At 70.2% G+C, this 19,784-nt stretch carries 19 protein-coding genes; 10 read left to right on the top strand and 9 right to left on the bottom strand.

The features are described 5' to 3' along the window. Positions 1-7 precede the first annotated feature (7 nt). The 4 genes from ACFPOE_RS09755 to ACFPOE_RS09740 are packed head-to-tail and all read right to left on the bottom strand — an operon-like array spanning position 8 to position 2,736. Positions 8-562, bottom strand: a complete 555-nt coding sequence (locus tag ACFPOE_RS09755; RefSeq protein WP_376849891.1) for a class I SAM-dependent methyltransferase — start codon at positions 560-562, stop codon at positions 8-10. Next, a complete protein-coding gene (locus tag ACFPOE_RS09750; RefSeq protein WP_376849890.1) occupies positions 559-1,371 on the bottom strand; it encodes an SDR family oxidoreductase in 813 nt (270 codons plus the stop codon). The genes ACFPOE_RS09755 and ACFPOE_RS09750 overlap by 4 nt, the downstream gene beginning before the upstream one ends. A gap of 5 nt (positions 1,372-1,376) precedes the next feature. Further along, a complete protein-coding gene (locus tag ACFPOE_RS09745; RefSeq protein WP_376849889.1) occupies positions 1,377-1,502 on the bottom strand; it encodes a hypothetical protein in 126 nt (41 codons plus the stop codon). Positions 1,503-1,509: 7 nt separating this feature from the next. After that, on the bottom strand, positions 1,510-2,736 hold the full coding sequence (locus ACFPOE_RS09740; protein ID WP_376849888.1) for an MFS transporter: 1,227 nt from the start codon (positions 2,734-2,736) through the stop codon (positions 1,510-1,512). 134 nt (positions 2,737-2,870) lie between these two features. Between ACFPOE_RS09740 and ACFPOE_RS09735 the strand changes: the two genes are divergently transcribed. From ACFPOE_RS09735 to ACFPOE_RS09695, 9 genes are all read left to right on the top strand, one after another. Then, positions 2,871-4,838, top strand: coding sequence for a DNA topoisomerase IV subunit B (locus tag ACFPOE_RS09735; protein WP_376849887.1), 1,968 nt, complete (start codon positions 2,871-2,873; stop codon positions 4,836-4,838). A 19-nt stretch (positions 4,839-4,857) separates the two neighbouring features. Continuing rightward, a complete protein-coding gene (locus ACFPOE_RS09730; RefSeq protein ID WP_376849886.1) occupies positions 4,858-5,418 on the top strand; it encodes a GNAT family N-acetyltransferase in 561 nt (186 codons plus the stop codon). Then, positions 5,415-6,218 (top strand): lytic transglycosylase domain-containing protein, encoded by an 804-nt coding sequence (locus ACFPOE_RS09725; protein ID WP_376849885.1) that lies wholly within the window; start codon positions 5,415-5,417, stop codon positions 6,216-6,218. Before ACFPOE_RS09730 ends, ACFPOE_RS09725 begins: the two co-directional genes overlap by 4 nt. Continuing rightward, the gene (locus ACFPOE_RS09720) at positions 6,211-7,341 is read left to right on the top strand and encodes a diguanylate cyclase domain-containing protein (protein ID WP_376849884.1); all 1,131 of its coding nucleotides are present in this window, start codon (positions 6,211-6,213) and stop codon (positions 7,339-7,341) included. The genes ACFPOE_RS09725 and ACFPOE_RS09720 overlap by 8 nt, the downstream gene beginning before the upstream one ends. Before the next feature lie 45 nt (positions 7,342-7,386). After that, complete coding sequence (gene parC, locus ACFPOE_RS09715; protein WP_376849883.1) at positions 7,387-9,744, top strand: DNA topoisomerase IV subunit A; 2,358 nt, start codon at positions 7,387-7,389, stop codon at positions 9,742-9,744. A 99-nt stretch (positions 9,745-9,843) separates the two neighbouring features. Then, positions 9,844-10,905: a L,D-transpeptidase family protein gene (locus ACFPOE_RS09710; RefSeq protein ID WP_376849882.1), complete on the top strand. Its 1,062-nt coding sequence runs from the start codon at positions 9,844-9,846 to the stop codon at positions 10,903-10,905. Position 10,906: 1 nt separating this feature from the next. Beyond that, the gene (locus tag ACFPOE_RS09705; protein ID WP_376849881.1) at positions 10,907-11,641 is read left to right on the top strand and encodes a M23 family metallopeptidase; all 735 of its coding nucleotides are present in this window, start codon (positions 10,907-10,909) and stop codon (positions 11,639-11,641) included. 9 nt (positions 11,642-11,650) lie between these two features. After that, positions 11,651-12,091, top strand: coding sequence for a hypothetical protein (locus tag ACFPOE_RS09700; protein ID WP_376849880.1), 441 nt, complete (start codon positions 11,651-11,653; stop codon positions 12,089-12,091). Between the two features lie 90 nt (positions 12,092-12,181). Then, positions 12,182-12,739, top strand: a complete 558-nt coding sequence (locus ACFPOE_RS09695) for a hypothetical protein (RefSeq protein WP_376849879.1) — start codon at positions 12,182-12,184, stop codon at positions 12,737-12,739. A gap of 3 nt (positions 12,740-12,742) precedes the next feature. On the opposite strand, the gene ACFPOE_RS09690 is transcribed toward ACFPOE_RS09695, so the two are convergent. The 3 genes from ACFPOE_RS09690 to ACFPOE_RS09680 form a co-directional block, all read right to left on the bottom strand. After that, the gene (locus ACFPOE_RS09690) at positions 12,743-13,198 is read right to left on the bottom strand and encodes a RidA family protein (protein WP_376849878.1); all 456 of its coding nucleotides are present in this window, start codon (positions 13,196-13,198) and stop codon (positions 12,743-12,745) included. 99 nt (positions 13,199-13,297) lie between these two features. Next, complete coding sequence (locus ACFPOE_RS09685) at positions 13,298-14,194, bottom strand: transglutaminase family protein (RefSeq protein ID WP_376849877.1); 897 nt, start codon at positions 14,192-14,194, stop codon at positions 13,298-13,300. Positions 14,195-14,359: 165 nt separating this feature from the next. Then, positions 14,360-16,984 carry a circularly permuted type 2 ATP-grasp protein gene (locus ACFPOE_RS09680; protein WP_376849876.1) on the bottom strand — a complete coding sequence of 875 codons (2,625 nt, stop codon included), beginning with the start codon at positions 16,982-16,984 and terminating at the stop codon, positions 14,360-14,362. 97 nt (positions 16,985-17,081) lie between these two features. Between ACFPOE_RS09680 and ACFPOE_RS09675 the strand changes: the two genes are divergently transcribed. Next, complete coding sequence (locus tag ACFPOE_RS09675) at positions 17,082-17,258, top strand: hypothetical protein (RefSeq protein WP_376849875.1); 177 nt, start codon at positions 17,082-17,084, stop codon at positions 17,256-17,258. A 6-nt stretch (positions 17,259-17,264) separates the two neighbouring features. On the opposite strand, the gene ACFPOE_RS09670 is transcribed toward ACFPOE_RS09675, so the two are convergent. Both ACFPOE_RS09670 and ACFPOE_RS09665 read right to left on the bottom strand, forming a co-directional pair. Further along, entirely contained in the window at positions 17,265-17,426 is a 162-nt protein-coding gene (locus tag ACFPOE_RS09670) for a hypothetical protein (protein ID WP_376849874.1), read from the bottom strand. A gap of 134 nt (positions 17,427-17,560) precedes the next feature. Continuing rightward, positions 17,561-19,771 carry a TRAP transporter permease gene (locus tag ACFPOE_RS09665; protein ID WP_376849873.1) on the bottom strand — a complete coding sequence of 737 codons (2,211 nt, stop codon included), beginning with the start codon at positions 19,769-19,771 and terminating at the stop codon, positions 17,561-17,563. Positions 19,772-19,784: the final 13 nt, after the last annotated feature.

Raw genomic sequence — 19,784 nt, 5'->3', positions numbered from 1 at the left:
TAGGGCCTCAGGCGGATGGCAATCGGTAGCGCGGCACGGGCTCATCCGGCAGCGCACGCACCGCCGCGATCCGCTGGACGAAGCGCTCGGGCTGCCCGATGAACCCGTCCTCGTATCCCACCACCCGCAGGCCCGGGCAAACCCGCAGCAACTCGCCGGGCTGCAGCAGGAAATCGGGCCGCGAGGGCTTGCCGACTGACTCGTTGCCGGCGGCAAAAGTTTCGTAAAGCAGCACGCCGCCCGGCGCGACGCTGTCCACGATGGCGGGAAGCAGCGGCCGCCAGAGGTAGTTGGTGACGACCACGCCGGCGAAGCGGCGGCCGGGCAGGGGCCAGGGACCGTTCTCGATGTCGGCCAGCAGCGCCTCGCCCAGGCCCGCGACCTCGGCGATCGCTTGCGGCGAACGGTCCACGCCGGTCACCGGATGGCCGCGCGCGGCGAAGAAGCGCAGGTGGCGGCCGTGGCCGCAGGCCAGGTCCAGCACCGGGCCGCCGGCGGGAACCAGGTGGGCCCAACGCTGCACCCAGGACGACGGGCTTTCCGTTCCGTGCGGCGTGCTCATGTCGGGCGGACGTCGTCCTTGAGCGCCGCCAGCGCCATGTCCTCGACCCGGCCCGGCGCCACCAGCTTGACGAAACGCCCGAGCTTGCCTCTGGCGGTCATGACCACCTCGCGCCGGCGGCCGGCCATGCCCTTGAGGATCAGCCGCGCGCATTCCTGCACGCTCATCGCGTCGTCTTCCTTCAGGCCGCTGGAGCCGGCGGCGACGCCCCTGGCGTTCAGGCCGCGGTGGCGGATCTGGGTGGCGACCACGCCGGGGTACGCGGTGGTGACGCTCACCCCCGAACTCTTGAGTTCGGTGCGCAGCGCTTCGAAGAATCCGGTCATGGCGAACTTGGTGGCGCTGTACGCGGTGCGCCCCGGCACCCCGACCAGGCCGGCCAGCGAGGAGACGGCGACGATCCGGCCCCTGGACGCCTTGAGCGAATGCAGGGCCGCATGGGTGCACCACACGCTGCCCCACAGGTTCACCTTCATCAGGTCTTCGTACCAGTGCAGGTCGGCCGGCTTGACGTCGGCGAACAGGGCTTGCGCCGACACGCCGGCGTTGTTGATCAGCGCGTCGATCTTGCGGAAGCGCGACACCGCCAGGTCCACCAGCGAGCGGCACTGCTGCTCGTCGCGCACGTCCATGCTCACCACCAGCGTCTGCGCGCCCAGCGCCTGGCACTCGGCGGCGACCGCGTCGAGCTTGTCCTGGCTGCGCGCGGCCAGCACCAGCGCCGCGTTCTTGCCGCGCGCCGCCGCGAGCTGGCGCGCCATTTCGGCGCCGATGCCGTCGGAGGCGCCGGTGATGATGGTGACGTTCATTGCACTTAGTGGAAGCAGGACCAGATCTGGTCGGCCAGTGTGACCATGATCTGCGGCCGCGTATACAGGGCAAACACCGCAAGCAGGGCGGCGACGGCGCCGGCATAGGCCAGCAGCTTGCGGGCCGTCATGCGCACTTCATGCCCCCTGCGGCAGCGGGGCGCGCGCGATCGGCGCCTCGCGCACCGGCAGGTTCACCAGCGCCGCGAACACGCCCAGTGCGATCGCGATGTACCAGACGATGTCGTAGCTGCCGGTGCGGTCGTACAGCAGGCCGCCCAGCCAGACGCCCATGAAGGAGCCGATCTGGTGGCTGAAGAACACGAAGCCGCTGAGCATCGACAGGTGGGAGACGCCGAAGATGCCGGCCACCGAGGCGTTGGTCACCGGCACCGTGGACAGCCACAGCAGGCCCATCACCGCGCTGAACAGGTAGACCGACAGCGGCGACAGCGGCAGCGCCAGGAAGAGGGCGATCGCCACCGAGCGCGCGATGTAGATGAAGGCCAGGATCTTGCGCTTGGCCAGCTTCTGGCCGAGCACGCCGGCGATGTAGGTGCCGAACACGTTGAACAGGCCGATCAGCGCCAGCGCGTAGCTGGCCACCTGCGGCGACAGGCCCTTGTCCCGGAGGTAGCTGGGCATGTGCACGCCGATGAACACCACCTGGAAGCCGCAGACGAAGTAACCGGCCATCAGCAGCTGGAAGCTGGGGTATTTCAATGCTTCGCGCAGCGCCTGCATGATGGTCTGCTCGCGCCTGGGCGCAGCGGCGCCGGCGAAGCCCGGTTCGCGCAGGCCGAAGGCCAGCGGCGCGACCAGCAGCACCGCCAGGCTGAGCGCCAGCAGCGCCTGCTGCCAGCCCAGGTTGGCGATCAGCAGACCCTCCACCGGCACCATCAGGAACTGCCCGAACGAGCCGGCGGCGGCCGCCACGCCCATCGCCCAGGACCGTCTTGCCGGGTCGATCTGGCGGCCGATGATCCCGTAGACCACGGCGTAGGTCGTTCCGGCCTGGGCCGCGCCGATCAGGATGCCGGCCGTCAGCGTGAAGGTGAAGACGGTGGGCGCCAGCGCCATGCCGGCCAGGCCGGCCGCATACAGGAGCGCGCCGCCAACGATCACCCGGAAGGCGCCGAAGCGGTCCGCCACCATGCCGGCGAAGATGCCGAAGCAGCCCCACGCCAGGTTCTGGATGGCGATGGCGAAAGCGAAGTTCTCGCGGGTCCAGCCCTGGGCCTGGGTGATCGGCTGCAGCCACAGGCCGAAGCCGTGGCGGATGCCCATCGACAGGGTGACGATGGCGGCGCCGCAGGCGAGCACCTGCAGCATGGACAGGCGGGGGGAGGCAGGCGCGTTCGGCATCCCGCGACTTTAGCGAATGGCCGTGGCCCGGTCCCTTGAAAGTTTTTGCGGCCGCTGATGACCGCAGTGCATGAATGGCCGGCTGTACGTTCATCCAGTCATTTCCGGATGCCGGGTCTACAATCCGCCGCAACATGGCAGTCAAACCACCCAGCGACTATTCAGAAGGCTCGATCCGCGTCCTCAAGGGCCTGGAGCCGGTCAAGCAGCGGCCGGGCATGTACACGCGCACCGACAACCCGCTGCACGTGATCCAGGAAGTACTGGACAACGCGGCCGACGAGGCGCTGGCCGGCCACGGCAAGCGGATCAAGGTGATCCTGCATCCGGACGGCTCGGTCAGCATCGAGGACGACGGCCGCGGCATCCCGTTCGGCATGCACCCCGAGGAGAACGCGCCGGTGCTGGAGCTGGTCTTCACCCGGCTGCACGCCGGCGGCAAGTTCGACAAGGGCAAGGGCGGCGCCTACAGCTTCTCCGGCGGCCTGCACGGCGTCGGCGTCTCCGTCACCAACGCGCTGGCCAAGCGGCTGGAGGTGACGACCCACCGCGAAGGCATGGTCGCCCGGCTGGTGTTCGAGGCCGGCGACGTCGCCGAACAGCTGCAGCTGCGCAAGATGGCCGAGGGCGACCGCCGCCAGGGCACCACGGTGCGGGTGTGGATCGACCCCAAGTACTTCGAGACTGCGCAGTTGCCGATGGCGGAACTGGCCCACCTGCTGCGCAGCAAGGCGGTGCTGATGCCCGGCGTCACGGTCTCCCTGGTCAACGAGAAGACCAAGGAGACCCAGAGCTGGCAGTACAAGGGCGGCCTGCGCGACTACCTGATGCAGACGCTCAATGCCGATCCGGTGATCCCGCTGTTCGAGGGCGAGGGCTTCGCCGACAGCAACGAGAACTTCGCCGAGGGCGAGGGCGCGCAGTGGTGCGTCGCCTTCACCGAGGACGGCCAGCCGGTGCGCGAGAGCTACGTCAACCTGATCCCCACCAGCGCCGGTGGCACCCACGAGAGCGGCCTGCGCGACGGCCTCTTCACCGCGGTCAAGAGCTTCATCGAGCTGCACTCGCTGCTGCCCAAGGGCGTCAAGCTGCTGCCGGAGGACGTGTTCGCCCGCGCTTCCTATGTGCTGTCCGCCAAGGTGCTGGACCCGCAGTTCCAGGGGCAGATCAAGGAGCGCCTGAACTCGCGCGACGCCGTGCGGCTGGTCTCCAGCTTCGTGCGTCCCGCGCTTGAACTGTGGCTGAACCAGCACGTGGAATACGGCCGCAAGCTCGCCGAGCTGGCGATCCGCGCGGCGCAGGTGCGGCAGAAGGCCGGCCAGAAGGTGGAAAAGCGCAAGGGCTCGGGCGTCGCCGTGCTGCCCGGCAAGCTCACCGATTGCGAGAGCAAGGACATCAGCCACAACGAGGTGTTCCTGGTAGAGGGCGATTCGGCCGGCGGCTCGGCCAAGATGGGCCGCGACAAGGAATCGCAGGCCGTGCTGCCGCTGCGCGGCAAGGTGCTCAATACCTGGGAGGTGGAGCGCGACCGCCTGTTCGCCAACACCGAGATCCACGACATCGCGGTGGCCATCGGCGTCGATCCGCACGGCCCCAACGACACGCCGGACATGAGCGGCCTGCGCTACGGCAAGGTCTGCATCCTGTCGGACGCCGACGTCGACGGCTCGCACATCCAGGTGCTGCTGCTGACACTGTTCTTCCGCCACTTCCCCAAGCTGATCGAGACCGGCCACCTGTACGTGGCGCGGCCGCCGCTGTTCCGCGTCGATGCGCCGGCCCGCGGCAAGAAGCCGGCCTCCAAGAGCTATGCGCTGGACGAAGGCGAGCTGACGGCCATCCTGGACAAGCTGCGCAAGGAAGGCGTGAAGGAAAACGCCTGGAGCATCAGCCGCTTCAAGGGGCTGGGCGAGATGAGCGCGGAACAGCTGTGGGAAACGACGCTCAATCCCGACACCCGCCGGCTGCTGATGGTGGAACTGGGCGCCACCGATTTCCTGCAGACCGAGAACCTGATCACCAAGCTCATGGGCAAGGGCGAAGCCGCCTCGCGCCGCGAGCTCATGGAACTGCACGGCGACGCCGTGGAGATCGACGTCTGAGCCCGCACCGGAGCGCCGCATGACAGCCGCCAACTTCGCCGCCAGTTCCCCTTCACGCGCGACCGCCCGGGTGCGGCTGCGCCCGACCATGAGCAGCGACATCGAGTACGTGCTGTCGCTGGAAAACGATCCGCAGAACCTGCAGTTCATCACGCCCTGGGAGCGCACCCAGCACGAGGCGGCGATCCGCTTTCCGGACTTCCGCCACTTCGTCATCGAGGGCGGCGCCGGCCTGGACGCGGTCGGCTTCCTGATCCTGATCGGCTGCCGCAGCCAGAACCAGTCGCTGGAACTGAAGCGCATGGTGGTCCAGAGCAAGGGCGCCGGCTACGGCCGCGCCGCGCTGCGGGTGGCCAAGAAGGTGGCCTTCGACGACCTGCGCGCGCACCGGCTGTGGCTGGACGTGAAGGAAGGCAACAGCCGGGCCCAGGCGCTGTACGACAGCGAGGGCTTCGTGGTGGAAGGCCGGCTGCGCGACGCCGTCAAGGTCGCGGCCGGCTACGAGTCGCTGGTGGTGATGTCGATGCTGCAATCCGAATTCAGCGGCCGCCGCAGCCTCGGCCTGGAGATGCACGCATGAGGAAGCTGCTGGCCGTGCTCGCGCTGATGACGGGGCTGCTGCCGCTGGCGCACGCCGACATCTACGGCTTCGTGGACGACAAGGGCGTGGCCCATTTCGCCGCCGAGAAGGTGGACGAGCGCTACCAGCTGTTCTACCGCGGCGGCCAGAGCTTCGACACCAGCCAGGGGCTGGCGGCGCCGCCGCCGGCGGCAGGCGGCGCGCCGCCCCGGCTACTGGCCTACATCGAGAAGGCGCCGGGCTACCTGCAAGTGCGGAGGCACCTGCGCGAGGCGTCCAGCGCGCAGGGCATCGATTACGAACTGCTGCAGGCGCTGATCGCCACCGAATCCGGCTTCGACGTGGACGCCGTCTCGCCCAAGGGCGCGATCGGCCTGATGCAGGTGCTGCCGGCCACCGCGCAGCGCTACGGCCTGGCCGGCGACCGCAAGCGCACGCTGGACCAGAAGCTGGCCGACCCGCGCACCAACATCCGCACCGGCAGCCGTTACCTCAGCGACCTGATCCGGCTGTTCCCCGGCCAGCTGGAGCTGGCGCTGGCCGCCTACAACGCCGGCGAGGGCGCGGTGCAGCGCGCCGGCAACCGCATTCCCAACTACCGCGAGACGCGCAACTACGTCAAGACCGTGATGCAGCTGTACACCCTGCTCAAGCCGGCAGCGCCGCCGCAGATGGCGGACCGGGCGCCGCTGCGCATCCGGATGGAACTGCCGGTGGGAGGCGCCGTGGGCCGGGGCAACCTGCCCACCGGCCTGCCGCTGGCCGCGGCGCCCGACCCGGCGCCCCTCGAACGTGAATGAGCACGCGGACCCGCTGGTCGCCCTGAGCCTGCTGGCCGGCGCCCAGGTGATGGTCGTCTGCTTCAGCGTGGTGATGGCCAACGCCTACCGCGAGCGCGGCCTGCTGCTGCACGCCGGCGCCACCATGCTGGGCGTGATCGCCGCCGCGGTGCTCGACGCCGGCCGCACGGCGCTGGCGCAGACGGCGCTGCTGCTGTTGCTGGCCTTTGCCGGCCTGCAGGTGCGCGACCTGGTGTCGCATGCCGGCGCGGTGCGCAACCCGCGGCGCTGGATGACGGTGCTGTGCATGGGCGTGCTGCCGGCCGCGGCGCTGGCCACAGCGGCGCTGGGCTACAACGTGCTGCTGCCGGGCGCCGCCGCCTGGACGGCGATCACCATGCTGCTGCTGCTGCGGGCATGGCCGCAAAGCCAGCCCTGGATCGTGTGGCTGGCCGCCAGTTGCAGCGCCCTCGCTGCCGGCGTCGCCTGGCTGGGCTGGCGCTCGCTGGACAACGTGCCGGATCCGGCGCTGCCGCTGGCCGCCTGCCTGACGGCCTGGGCCGCGCTGACCCACCTCACCGCCATCTGGCGCAGCCGCATCCTGAGCGAAACCCGGGTGCGGATGGATGCCCGCAACATGGTGGACCCGCTTACCGGCCTGGCGGCGCCGCTGGTGTTCTACGAGCGCGTGCACGCCGTGCGCAACCTGATGCGCCGCTATGGCCACCCCAGCGTGCTGCTGCTGGTCCACATCGAGAACCTGCACCAGCTCTATTCGCAGTTCGGTCCCGAGGTGGCCGAGTCGGCGGTGCTGGTGGCGGCCAACCGCATCCGGCAGTCCGTGGTGGAGGGCGACGTGGCCGCGCGCCTGAGCCATTCGCGCATCGGCGTCCTGTGCGAGGGCGTGGGCCTGGCCGAAGGCGCCGCCAACTTCGCCAGCCGCATCCTGGTGGCGGGGCTGAAGGAGCCGCTGCCGGCTGCGCCCACCGAATTCCTGCAGTTCCGCATCGTGATGGCGCTGGTGCCGGTGACGGACGTCGCGCCCAAGACCTTGCTGCAGAAGATGTCGGACGGCCTTGACGCGCAGGTGCGCGAGGCCGGCGAGCGCCGCATCGTGTCGCTGGGCGACGCCGAACTGGCCTGAGCTTCGTTCCAACTTCTTTCCCCCTGACCCTTACCTTAGCCGCAGATGGAGCAAGACCTGATTTCCACCGACAGTGACGACAGCGGCCTGGACCTGGCCACCTATGCCCAGCGCGCCTACCTCGAGTACGCGCTCAGCGTGGTCAAGGGCCGGGCCCTGCCCGACGTGTGCGACGGCCAGAAGCCGGTGCAGCGCCGCATCCTGTATTCGATGTCCCGCATGGGGCTGGGCTTCGGCGGCCCCAACGGCGCCACCGGCGCCAAGCCGGTCAAGAGCGCCCGCGTGGTCGGCGACGTGCTGGGCCGCTTCCACCCGCACGGCGACCAGGCGGCGTACGACGCGCTGGTGCGCATGGCGCAGGATTTTTCGCAGCGCTATCCGCTGATCGACGGCCAGGGCAACTTCGGCAGCCGCGACGGCGACGGCGCGGCGGCGATGCGTTACACCGAGGCCCGGCTGGCCCGCATCACCAACCTGCTGCTCGACGAGATCGACGAAGGCACGGTCGACTTCATCCCCAACTACGACGGCAGCACGCAGGAGCCGCAGCAATTGCCGGCGCGCCTGCCGTTCACGCTGCTCAATGGCGCCAGCGGCATCGCCGTCGGTCTGGCCACCGAGATTCCCAGCCACAACCTGCGCGAGATCGCGGACGCCTGCATCGCGCTGATCAAGACGCCCAGGCTGACCGACGACGAGCTGTTCGCCATCGTGCCCGGCCCGGACTATCCGGGCGGCGGCCAGATCATCAGCCCGGCGGCCGACATCGCCGAGGCCTATCGCGGCGGCCGCGGCTCGCTGAAGGTGCGGGCCCGCTGGAAGATCGAGGAACTGGCGCGCGGCCAGTGGCAGCTGGTGGTCACCGAGCTGCCCCCGGGGGTGAGCACCCAGCGGGTGCTGGAGGAGATCGAGGAGCTGACCAATCCCAAGGTCAAGGCCGGCAAGAAGGCGCTCTCGTCCGACCAGGCGCTGATGAAGCAGACCGTGCTGTCGGTGCTCGATGTCGTGCGCGACGAGTCCGGCAAGGAGAACGCCGTGCGCCTGGTGTTCGAGCCCAAGACCAGCCGCATCGAGCAGCAGGAGCTGATCACCACGCTGCTGGCCCACACCAGCCTGGAAACCTCCTCGCCGATCAACATGACGATGGTCGGCCTGGACCGCCGGCCGGTGCAGAAATCGCTGCGCCAGATGCTGGGCGAGTGGATCGAGTTCCGCCAGCTCACCATCCAGCGCCGCTCGCAGCACCGCCTGACCAAGGTGCTGGACCGCATCCACATCCTCGAAGGCCGGCAGCTGGTGCTGCTGAACATCGACGAAGTGATCGCCATCATCCGGCGCAGCGACGAGCCCAAGCAGGCGCTGATTGCGCGCTTCAAGCTGAGCGACCGGCAGGCCGAGGACATCCTGGAACTGCGGCTGCGCCAGCTGGCGCGGCTGGAAGCGATCAGGATCGAGCAGGACCTCAAGGACCTGCGCGAGGAGCAGAAGAAGCTCGACGAGATCCTGGGCAGCCCGGCGGCCCTCAAGCGCCTGATGGTCAAGGAAATCGAGGCCGACGCCAAGCTGTTCGCCGACGCCCGCCGCACCCTGATCCAGGCCGAGAAGAAGGCCATCGCCGAAGTGAAGGTGATCGACGAACCGGTGACGGTGGTCGTGTCGCAAAAGGGCTGGGTGCGGGCGCGCCAGGGCCACGGCCACGAGGCGGCCAGCTTCGCCTTCAAGGCCGGCGACGGCCTGTACGGCGCCTTCGAATGCCGCACGGTGGACACGCTGCTGGCCTTCGGCAGCAACGGCCGCGTGTATTCGGTGCCGGTGGCCACGCTGCCCGGCGCGCGCGGCGACGGCCAGCCGCTGACGACGCTGATCGAACTGGAGCCGGGCACCCACCTGATGCATTACTTCGCCGGTGCCTCCACCGCCTGGTTGCTGGTGAGCGGATCGGGCGGCTACGGCTTCCTGGCGACGGTGGAGAACATGCTGTCGCGCCAGAAGGGCGGCAAGGCCTTCATCAGCATCGGCGAGGGCGAGACGGTCTGCCGGCCGTCGCCGGCCAACGTGCCGCCGCCGGCCGGCGTGGCGGCCACCGGCTTGTTCGCGCCTGCGACGCACGTCGCCTGCGCATCGACCGGCGGGCGCATCCTGACCTTCGAGATCGGCGAACTCAAGCCGATGGCCAACGGCGGCCGCGGCTTGATGCTGATCGACCTGGAAGCCAAGGACACGCTGGCCGGCGCCGCGGCCTACAGCCGCAGCGTGAAGATCGCCGGCATCGGGCGCGGCGGCAAGGAACGCGAGGAAACGCTGGAGATCCGCTCGCTGAACAACGCCAAGGCGGCGCGCGGCCGCAAGGGCAAGGCCGCCGACCTGGGCTTCAAGCCGACGGACATCGTGCGGATCGAGTGAGGCGCCGCGCGAAGCGCTGACCTTGGCCGTCGGTTCAGGCCGACAGCGGGAGCGGCGTTTTTCGCGTAGCGTGGCCCGATCGTCACCATCGGTTTGTCCATGCCCCACCTGTTTCGCGCCGGCCTGCTCCAGCGCCGCTTCGCCGTCACGCTGATCGCGCTGGCCTCCACGCTCACGCTGTCCCTGGCCGTTCCGGCGGCACATGCCGCCAGCCGGCACCACAGGGCCGGCGCCGCGGCGCCAGCGCCCGTCGATGCCGCCAGCCAGGCGGCGCAGCTTAGTGGCGAAGCGGCGACGCCGCCGCTGGCCATCGGCTCCAAGGGTGCCGCGGTGGTGCGGGCCCAGGTGCTGCTCGATCGCGCCTGGTTCTCCTCCGGCGAAATCGACGGCATCTTCAGCAGCAACCTGCAGCGCGCGGTCGCAGCCTTCCAGCTGTCGCGCGGCCTGCCCACCAGCGGCAAGATCGATGCAGGCACGTGGACCGCGCTGCAGGAAGACACGGCGCCGCTGTTCACCACCTACACGGTCACCGATGCCGACGTCGCCGGTCCCTACGAGAAGCTGCCGACCGACGCGATGGAAAAGGCCAAGCTGACCGCGCTGGGCTACGAGTCGATGCAGGAGGCGCTGGCCGAGCGCTTCCACCTCGCACCGAAATTGCTGGCCGACCTGAACCGCCGCCGTCCGGCCAACGCCGGCGACACGCTGGTCGTGCCCGACGTGGGCGGCACCGCCAGGCCGGCCGGGCCCTCGGCCTCGATCCGCATCGACAAGAGCGACAAGATGCTCTACCTGCTGGGCGCGCACGACAAGGTGCTGGCGGCCTTTCCGGTGAGCTTCGGCGGCGCCGACGATCCGCTGCCGGTGGGGCGGCTGAAGATCGTGAGCGAAGTGAAGAACCCTCAGTTCACCTACGACCCCAAGCTGCTGAAGTCGGCCAAGCCGACCGACGTCAAGGCGCAGCTGCCGGCCGGCCCCAACAACCCGGTCGGCCTGATGTGGCTGGGCCTGAGCAAGCCGCACGCCGGCATCCATGGCACCAACGAGCCGTCGCGGATGGCGCGGGTGGAAACCAACGGCTGCGTGCGGCTGACCAACTGGGACGTGCTGCGGCTGGCCAGCATGGTCAAGCCGGGGCTGCCGGTCGACGTCCAGGAGTGACATGCTGCGACGCGCCGCTGCATTGACCGCGCTGCTGCTGCTGGCGGCCTGCGGCCGCGAGCAGCCGCGCACCGTCGTCCTCGATCCGCGCACCGGGCATGCAGCAGTGCAGCCGCCCGCGCCGGTGCCCGCGCCGGCGCCGGCGATCGTCGCGCCGCCCACTGCGGCGCCACCGATCGCCGAGGCCCCTGCTGCTCCTTCGGCACCGCCGCCGGCGGACGCGCCAGCGGTTCCGCCCGAGCCGGCGCAGGCGCAATCCAGCGCCGAGGGCGCCGCTTTGCTCGCGGCGCGCCGACCGATGCTGCCGGTGGAGGGCGTGCCGCCTTCCGCCTTGCGCGACAACTACCAGCAGGGCCGCGGCGCGCGCAAGCACGAGGCGATCGACATCATGGCGGCGCGCGGCACCCGGGTGTTCGCGGTCGACGACGGCAAGCTGGTCAAGCTGTTCCACAGCGTGCCGGGCGGCATCACCGCCTACCAGTTCGATCCGCAGGGCCGGCTGGCCTACTACTACGCCCACCTGGACCGCTATGCCGACGGCCTGAAGGAGGGGATGGCGCTGCGGCGCGGCGACCTGATCGGCTATGTGGGCAGCACCGGCAACGCGGCGGCCGAGGCGCCCCATCTCCACTTCGCGGTGTTCCTGCTCGGCCCGGAAAAGCAGTGGTGGAAGGGCGAGCCGGTCAATCCCTTCCAGGCCCTGCGCAGCGGCGATGCCGCCCAGGCCGCGCGTTAAGCTGGCGCGATGGCCCGCCCGATCGCTTCCCTGCTGCTGCTGGCGGCGCTGGCCGCCTGCAGCCGGCCGGGCGCCGAGCTCTCGCATGAGATCGCCCGACGCTTCCAGCTGAGCGGCGGCGGCTCGGTGAACCTGGCGGAGGCGGTGCCGGGGCCATGGGACGAGGTCTGCGTGCTGGCCCCGGGCGCCGACAACGTCGCCGCCAACAACACCCTGGGCTTTGGCTGGAACGCCGAATCGAAGACCTCCATCCGCAGCAACGAGAACATCTCGGTGCTGGTGTTCGTCAAGGACGGCGAGGTGCTGCAGTACGTGGAGCATCCGCGGGCCGACGGCGACTTCAGCCGGCTGGGCGGCAAGTGCTTCCCGCGCCAGGATTCGGTCTTCGTGCAGGAAGAGATCCCGGCCAAGGGCTGGCCGGGCCTTGTCAACCGCTCCGAGCGCCGCTAGCGTAGGAGGGACCATGCCGACGGCTGGCCGCCGAAGTGCGCAGCATCGGCTGGCGCCTTCCGCCGCAGGAGGACCAAGAGGAGCCAAGCGATGTTCGCAGGCCATGTCGGTGCCGCACTGGCCCTGGGCCGGGCGCAGCGGCGCGTCAATGTCGGCGTGTTCGTGCTGGCCGCGCTGCTGCTGGATGCCGTGCTCTGGGTGCTGGTCCTCCTCGGCTGGGAATCGGTGGCGATTGCGCCGGACTACGCCAGCACCCACCAGCCGCAGTTCGACTTCCCGTTCTCGCACTGGCTGCTCGATGCGCTGGTGCACCGGCCCGAGCTGCCGCTGGCCGGCGACGCGTCGGCCAGGCTGGGCCTGGGGCTGTGGAACGCGATGCCGCTGGCGCTGGCCGTCGAGGCCGCGATCGCGCTGGCGGGGCTGGCGCTGTTCCTGTCCGGGGCCGGCCTGTCGCGGGGACGCAAGCTGGCGCTGGCGCTGGTCTTGCTGGTCGTGCTGGCCGGCACCGTGGCCGGCATGACGGTCGCGCCACCACCGCCTTCCATCGCGGCGATGGCCTGGAGTTCGCTGGGCGCGATCGCGCTGGTCTGCCTGCTGGCCGGCTGGTTCGGCCGCGGCGCGATGGATCCCGGGCCGGGCCCGGGATGATGGCTACGCCACTTCGGCGATCAGCTCGATCTCGACGCAGGCGCCCATCGGGAGCTGCGCCACTCCGAAGGCACTTCTCGCGTGCTGGCCGGACTCGCCGAACACGATGCTGAACAGCTCGCTGGCGCCGTTGGTCACCAGGTGCTGCTCGGTGTAGTCGGGCGTGGAGTTGACCAGGCTCATCACCTTGACGATGCGCTTGACCTTGTTCAGATCGCCGACCGCCGCATGCAGCGTGCCCAGCAGGTCGACGGCGATGGCGCGCGCCGCGTGCTTGCCTTCGTCGGTGCTCATGTTCCTGCCCAGTTGCCCGACCCAGGCCTTGCCGTCCTTCTTGGCGATGTGGCCGGACAGGAAGACCAGGTTGCCGGTGCGCACGAAGGGCACGTAAGCCGCCGCCGGCATCGCCACCGGCGGCAGGGTGATGCCCTGGTCCTGCAATTTGTCGTAAACGCTCATGGGAGGCTCCTGAAGTTCGGGGACGGGCGCCGCACGCCTGTCGACCAGCTTGCTCTGGACGGGATCGGAACCGGATTGTAGGAGAGCCGCGGCGGCGCGCTAGCCGGCGGCGCCTTCCACCGGCGACACGGTGACCGCCACCCGCAGCGTGTGGTTGGCGCCGCCGTGGATCACGCCGCGGATCGGCGAGACGTCGGAATAGTCGCGGCCGGTGGCCAGCCGCACATAGTCCTCGCCCGGCATGCGGTCGTTGGTCGGGTCGAGGTCGGCCCAGGTCCCGCCGGCGCGGTCCGCGCCCGGCAGGTAGACCGAGACCCACGCATGCGAGGCATCGGCGCCCACCAGCCGCGGCTTGCCGGGCGGCGGCTGGGTCAGCAGGTAGCCGCTGACATAGCGCGCCGGCAGCCCCAGGCTGCGCAGGCAGCCGAGCATGATGTGGGCGAAGTCCTGGCACACGCCCTTGCGCAGCGCCAGCGCTTCCAGCGCCGGCGTGCTGACGTCGGTCGCCTCCGTCTCGTATTCGAAGTCGTTGTGGATCTTCGTCATCAGCGCCTGCGCCGCGTCCCACAGCGGCCGGCCCGGCGCGAAGCAGGGCCGCGCGTAGGCCAGGAAATGCTCGTGGCGCGGCACGTAGGGCGAGGCGAACACGAATTCGCTGGCCGGGTCCCAGGCCGCCTTGCGGTGGTAGCGCATGCGCTCGCGCACCACCTCCCACGGCAGGCTGGCGGCCGGCGCGTCGCCGCCGCGGGTGGAGACCACGCTGTCGGCCACCACCGTCAGTTCGTCGTGCGCGCTCGCCAGGCTGAAGAAGGCGCGGGTGTTGCCGTAGACGTCGATCGTTTCGGTCTGCAGCGCCGGCGCCGGCGCGATGGCCAGCCGGTGGCTCAGCACCTGCTGGCGCTCGTCGTGCCGGGGCTTGAGGTGCGCCATGTGCTGCGCGGTCTTGACCGGCGGCACGTAGTCGTAGGCGGTCTCGTGGATGACGCGCAGAAGCATACGGTCAGTCGGCGCCGGGCCGCCCCAAGCCGACTGAGGCCCAAGAGGGGCTGAGTCCCGCGGCTCCGAGACTGCCTGCGCAGTCTCGGACGGGACGAAGAGCCGCTGATTCCGGCAGCGGCAAGTCCAGCGCAGGACACGAAGTGACAAGCGTGGGGGCCATATTCATGCTCCGATGCTGTGGCGCGCTTCGCCGGAATGGGTGAAGTAGCGCGCGCCGATGTCGTCCGACAGCTTGTAGGCGGCTTCGGTGCATTGCGCCAGCAGCTCCGCCAGGTTGGCATAGTGGCCCTCGGCGTCGCGCGCGCAGATCGCGTCGAACGACCAGGCCTGCGGATCCGGCACCGTCAGCGCGATCTCGGGCATCTTGCCCGGCGCGCTGCCGGCCAGCCTGGCCAGCCGTCCGCGCAGCGTCTGCGCCACCCAGCCGAGCGAGCGCGGGTTGTCGCGGTCCAGCACCAGCAGGTCCAGCAGGGCGGGGATGTCGTGGCGCTGCTGGTACTGCGCGTGGAAGGTGATGGTGCTGTCGAACAGGGCCACCAGTGCCTCGAAGCCGCCCTCGTCGAACACCGCGCCGGTCTCGAAGGCGTGCGCCAGCGCGGACGACAGGAAGGCCAGCCGCTCCAGATGCCGGCCGCTGGACAGCAGGCGCCAGCCGTCGTCGCGCGTCATGCGGTCGGTCTGGGCGCCGGTCATCGCCGCCGTGTGGCCCGAGAGGTTTTCCAGCGCGCGCAGCGCTTCCACCGACGAATAGTCGCCGTCGTCGTTGAAGCAGGCGCATTCCACCAGGAACTGCTCGTCGGCCCGCACGATGGCATTCCACTGTTCCAGCGACAGGCGCTCGCGCACCGCCGACGCGGCGTTGCGCAGGCCGTTGAGGTTGTAGCCCACGCCGTGCTGCTCGGGGTCGCCCAGCGCGAAGATCAGCGAGCGCTCGAACACGCGGCGCGCCTGCGCCGGCGGCGGCACCGCCGGCAGCACCAGCGCGTGCGCCACGCACAGTTCGCCCAGCCAGGCCAGCAGCGGCTGCGAGTTCTGGTCCTCGCCGTTCAGGCTCTCCAGCGTCAGGCGGGCCAGCCGCGTGGTGTTCTCGGTGCGCTCCGTGTAGCGCCCCAGCCAGAACAGGTTCTCGGCGGCGCGGCTGGTGGTGGTGCTGCGCGCGCGGTGCGACACGGTGGCGGCGGGCTGCTCGTGCTGCAGCAGGCTGGTCGGGTCCACCTCGCCATGGGTCATCACCCAGGTGTCGGCGCTGCTGCCGCCGCGCTGCATGGAGGCGATGTCCTGCTCGGTGCCGGCCAGCCGGGTCAATCCGCCGGGCAGCACGTGCCAGGAGCGCGGGCCGTCGGACACCGCGAACACCCGCAGCACCAGCGAGCGCGGCAGGATCCGGTCGCCGCCGCGGCTGCTGCGCCAGGTCGGCATCTGCGACAGCGGCAGGTAGGACTGCAGGGTGTGCTCGTCGCACTCGCGCACGATGCGGCCGGCCCACTCGTCGCGCTCGCGCCGCGACAGCGACTTGCCCAGCACGGTGGCGCTGCCGGGCCCGGCGTAGGTGGACTTGATGACGCTCTCGCCCAGCAGCGGCAGCACCGCTTCGAGCGCCGCGCGCTCGCCGCACCACCAGGTGGCCAGCGAGGGCAGCTGCAGTTCTTCCTTCAGCAGGTGGCGCGACAGCGCCGGCAGGAATCCCAGCAGCGCGGTCGACTCCAGGAACGCGGAGCCGGGCATGTTGGCCACCAGCACGTTGCCGGCGCGGATCACCTGCAGCAGGCCGGGCACGCCCAGGCGCGAGTCGCTGCGCAGCTCCAGCGGGTCGAGGAATTCGTCGTCCAGCCGCTTGAACAGGCCGTGCACCGGCTCCAGCCCCTGCAGCGTCTTGAGGTACAGGCACTGGTCGCGCACCGTGAGGTCGCTGCCCTCGACCAGCGTCAGGCCCAGGTAGCGCGCGAGATAGGCGTGCTCGAAATAGGTTTCGTTGTACGGGCCCGGCGTCAGCAGCACGATGCGCGGATCGTTCTGCGTCGGGCACATCTGCTTGATGCCGTCGATCAGCGCCCGGTAGCTGGCGGCCAGCCGCTGCACGTTGAGGTCGCGGAATGCCTCCGGGAACAGGCGCGAGGTGATCAGCCGGTTCTCCAGCAGGTAGCCCAGGCCCGAGGGCGCCTGGGTGCGCTGCGACACCACCCACCAGTGGCCGTCCGGCCCGCGCGCCAGGTCGAAGGCCGCGATGTGGAGGTGGGTGTCCGCGGCCGGCCGCACGCCGTGCAGCGCGCGCAGGTAGCCCGGGTGGCCGTGCACCAGCGCCGGCGGCAGCAGGTTGCCGGCCAGCAGCGTCTGCGGGCCGTAGACGTCGGCCATGATCGCGTCCAGCAGCTTGACCCGCTGCAGCACGCCGGCCTCGATCTGCTGCCAGCATTCGGGCGTGACGATCAGCGGGAACAGGTCCAGCGACCAGGGCCGCTGCGGGCCGTCCGCCTCCGCATAGACGTTGTAGGTGACGCCGTTGTCGCGGATCTGGCGCTCCAGGTTGGCGGTGCGCCGGTTCAGGTCCCTGAAGCCGTCGTGGCCCAGGCTCTCGAAGAAGCGCGACCACTGCGGCGTCGGCTGGTCGCGGGCTGCGGCCTCGGCGGGCGCGCCATCGGCGGCGGCCAGGGGCGTGGACACGCCGCCGCGCAGTTCGTCGTAGTGGCCGGCCGCGGCGGGCGGCGCCAATGCGGCCGCCAGCGCCGCCGGCGTCTCGCCGCTGGCGTCGCCGAACAGCGAGTCGAGGTTGTCGTTCTGTTTGTCCACCGGGGGATTGTCACACCCCGGGGCTCCCGGCCGCCCCCGGCTGCGGGGCCGCGCCCATCGCTGTCGCGGGCCGGCGACGGATGGGTAGGATATGGCGATGACTTCCAGCCTTCCCGGACTCCTGATCGGCGCACTGGCCTTCGCCATTGCCTTCGGCATCGCCAAGTTCCTCTCGGTGCGCAGGCAGCGCCGCAGCAAGGAACGCGAGCGGCAGGCCGAGCGCGAGGCCCAGAGCCGGCAGGTGCGCCGGGCGCAGCAACGCAAGGGCCGCTGAGCAGGCTCAGGCGGCGCGCTTGGCCACGGTCTGCGTGTGGGCGCGCGGCTGGTTGGTGTGGCCGTTGCCGGCCTGCGCCTGGCCGATGTTCAGGCCATAGGACGCGGCGGTGACGGCAAGCACTACCGGCAGGCGGTGCAGGATGCTGAGGGTCTTGTTCTCGTTCATTGTTCTGGTACTGCTTGGTTTTCGACAGGGCCGCAGTATCGCGTCCCCCGCCGCCTGCGTGGGGCGCTCGAAGCGTGCCAGCCTCAAATTGGATAGCGGCCTACACGCCGGATCGGCCGGTGCCGACGCCGCTGTCAGGCCGGCGTCGGCGGCGCCGCATTGGCGAGCTTCCAGGCCGCCAGTTGCCGCAGCACCACCGGCAGCGCCATCGCGGCGCCGATCAGCGTCACCACCAGCCCCGGCGCGATCAGCAGCAGCGCGGCGGCCACGCACAGCAGTTGCTCCCAGCGCTTGAGTTCGACCAGGAAGAACTTGCTCAGCGCCGCGGCCAGCACCGTGATGCCCAGCACGCAGCCGATGAAGGTCACGCTGAAGTCGTACCAGGTGAAGCCGTTGGCCACCAGCAGCAGCGAGGGCGAGAACACGAACACGAAGGGCACCAGCACCTTGGCCAGCCCGAGCCGGAACGCCATGTTGCCGGTCTTGAACGGGTCGCTGCCCGCCATTCCCGCCGCCGCATAGGCGGCCAGCGCCACCGGCGGCGTGATGTCGGCCAGCACGCCGTAGTAGAAGACGAAGAAGTGGGCCACCAGCGGCTGCACGCCCAGCTGCACCAGCGTGGGCGCAGCCACCGTCACCATGATGATGTAGTTGGCGGTGGTGGGGATGCCGCATCCCATCAGGATGCAGACCACGCCGGTCATCACCAGCGCGGCAAACAGCGTCAGGCCCGGGGTGCTGGCGAAGGCGGTGGGGATCACCGCCGACAGGCCGCCGGCGATCACCGCGGCCCAGGTCGTGATGATGTAGCTGATCTTGAAGCCGACGCCGGTCAGCGTGACCACGCCGATCACGATCCCCACCGTGGCGGCGGCGGCGCCCACGGCCAGCGCGTACTTGGCGCCGGTCTCGAAGGCCTCGACCAGCACCCGGTGGTGGATGCGCCCGGTCACGCCGGCCAGCAGCCAGCCGGCCAGCGCCAGCGCGACGCCGGCCGCGAACAGGCCCAGCTTGATCCATTCGCTCTGCTGGCCGAGGTCGGCGAAGGCGATCACCACCAGGATCAGGTGCAGCGCGATCATCAGCGCCCAGTTCTTCACGCCGTTGCCGCTCATGCGGGTGGTCAGGCCGACGATCGCGCAGGACGTGATGCCGGTGAAGGCGGCCAGGTAGGGCGTGCGGCCCATCACCAGGATGGAGATCAGCAGCACCAGCGGAATCAGCGTCGGCCAGCGCTGGCGCAGCGACTCGCGCAGCCTGGGCATCTCCTCGTCGGTCAGGCCGCGCAGGCCGAAGCGCTTGGCCTCGAAGTGCACCTGCATGAAGACGCCGAAGAAGTGCATGAAGGCCGGCACGATGGCGGCGGCGATGATGGTCTGGTAGGGGACGTTGAGGAACTCCACCATCAGGAAGGCGGCGGCGCCCATGACCGGCGGGGTGATCTGGCCGCCGGTCGACGACGCCGCCTCCACGGCGGCGGCGAACTCGCGCCGGTAGCCGACGCGGATCATCGCCGGGATGGTGAGCGAGCCCACCGTCACCGCATTGGCCACCGAGGAGCCGCTGAGCATGCCGAACATGGCGGAGCCGAACACGCTGACCTTGGCCGGCCCGCCGGCGTAGCGGCCGGCGACGCTGGCGGCCAGGTCCAGGAACAGCTGGCCCAGGCCGATGCGGGTCGCCATCACGCCGAACAGCACGAAGTGGAAGACGTAGGTCGCCACCACGCCCACCGCCACGCCGTAGATGCCCTGGCTGGTGAGGTACTGGTGGTTGATCATCTGGCTCCAGCTCGCGCCGGCGTGCTTCAGCAGGCCGGGGAAGTAGGGGCCGAACAGCGCATAGATCGTGAAGCCGATCGCGATCAGCGGCAGCGGCCAGCCCATCGAACGGCGCGTCGCCTCCAGCAGCGTGAGGAACAGGATGGTGCCCATCACCACGTCCGACAGGTCGGGATTGCCGACCCGGAACGCCAGGTCGTCGAACACCCACGGGATGTACAGCACGCTGGCGGCGCAGGCCAGTCCGAGCACCCAGTCCACCAGCGGCACGCCGCCGGGGCGCAGCAGGCTCGGGCGGGCCGGCTGGTTCAGCGACTTCTTGCTGGCCGCGAACACCAGGAAGATCAGCCCCAGCACGAAGGCCAGGTGGACGCCGCGGTGCGTCGTTTCCCGCAGCAGGCCGAAGCCGGCCGTGTAGTAGTGGAAGCACGAGAGCGCGATCAGCAGCCACGTGACGATCTGCAGCGCCGGCGGCACCACCGGGCGGAAGCGCATCTCCGGATCGAACTTCTCTTCCAGCTCCTGCAGCTTCTTCTCGTCCAGCGTGGTGGTCAGCTCTGACATCGGCGTCCTCGTG

The organism is Caenimonas terrae, assembly GCF_042655405.1.
Lineage (GTDB): Bacteria > Pseudomonadota > Gammaproteobacteria > Burkholderiales > Burkholderiaceae_C > Ramlibacter > Ramlibacter terrae_A.
Note: the sequence above shows the minus strand (reverse complement) of the source record. Positions and strands in the feature narration are given on the sequence as shown.

Coding starts and splice junctions, on each gene's coding strand:
- ACFPOE_RS09755 (WP_376849891.1), bottom strand. CDS start 562: ATGAGCACGCCGCACGGAACGGAAAGCCCGTCGTCCTGGGTGCAGCGT.
- ACFPOE_RS09750 (WP_376849890.1), bottom strand. CDS start 1,371: ATGAACGTCACCATCATCACCGGCGCCTCCGACGGCATCGGCGCCGAA.
- ACFPOE_RS09745 (WP_376849889.1), bottom strand. CDS start 1,502: ATGACGGCCCGCAAGCTGCTGGCCTATGCCGGCGCCGTCGCCGCCCTG.
- ACFPOE_RS09740 (WP_376849888.1), bottom strand. CDS start 2,736: ATGCCGAACGCGCCTGCCTCCCCCCGCCTGTCCATGCTGCAGGTGCTC.
- ACFPOE_RS09735 (WP_376849887.1), top strand. CDS start 2,871: ATGGCAGTCAAACCACCCAGCGACTATTCAGAAGGCTCGATCCGCGTC.
- ACFPOE_RS09730 (WP_376849886.1), top strand. CDS start 4,858: ATGACAGCCGCCAACTTCGCCGCCAGTTCCCCTTCACGCGCGACCGCC.
- ACFPOE_RS09725 (WP_376849885.1), top strand. CDS start 5,415: ATGAGGAAGCTGCTGGCCGTGCTCGCGCTGATGACGGGGCTGCTGCCG.
- parC (WP_376849883.1), top strand. CDS start 7,387: ATGGAGCAAGACCTGATTTCCACCGACAGTGACGACAGCGGCCTGGAC.
- ACFPOE_RS09710 (WP_376849882.1), top strand. CDS start 9,844: ATGCCCCACCTGTTTCGCGCCGGCCTGCTCCAGCGCCGCTTCGCCGTC.
- ACFPOE_RS09705 (WP_376849881.1), top strand. CDS start 10,907: ATGCTGCGACGCGCCGCTGCATTGACCGCGCTGCTGCTGCTGGCGGCC.
- ACFPOE_RS09700 (WP_376849880.1), top strand. CDS start 11,651: ATGGCCCGCCCGATCGCTTCCCTGCTGCTGCTGGCGGCGCTGGCCGCC.
- ACFPOE_RS09695 (WP_376849879.1), top strand. CDS start 12,182: ATGTTCGCAGGCCATGTCGGTGCCGCACTGGCCCTGGGCCGGGCGCAG.
- ACFPOE_RS09690 (WP_376849878.1), bottom strand. CDS start 13,198: ATGAGCGTTTACGACAAATTGCAGGACCAGGGCATCACCCTGCCGCCG.
- ACFPOE_RS09685 (WP_376849877.1), bottom strand. CDS start 14,194: ATGCTTCTGCGCGTCATCCACGAGACCGCCTACGACTACGTGCCGCCG.
- ACFPOE_RS09675 (WP_376849875.1), top strand. CDS start 17,082: ATGACTTCCAGCCTTCCCGGACTCCTGATCGGCGCACTGGCCTTCGCC.
- ACFPOE_RS09670 (WP_376849874.1), bottom strand. CDS start 17,426: ATGAACGAGAACAAGACCCTCAGCATCCTGCACCGCCTGCCGGTAGTG.
- ACFPOE_RS09665 (WP_376849873.1), bottom strand. CDS start 19,771: ATGTCAGAGCTGACCACCACGCTGGACGAGAAGAAGCTGCAGGAGCTG.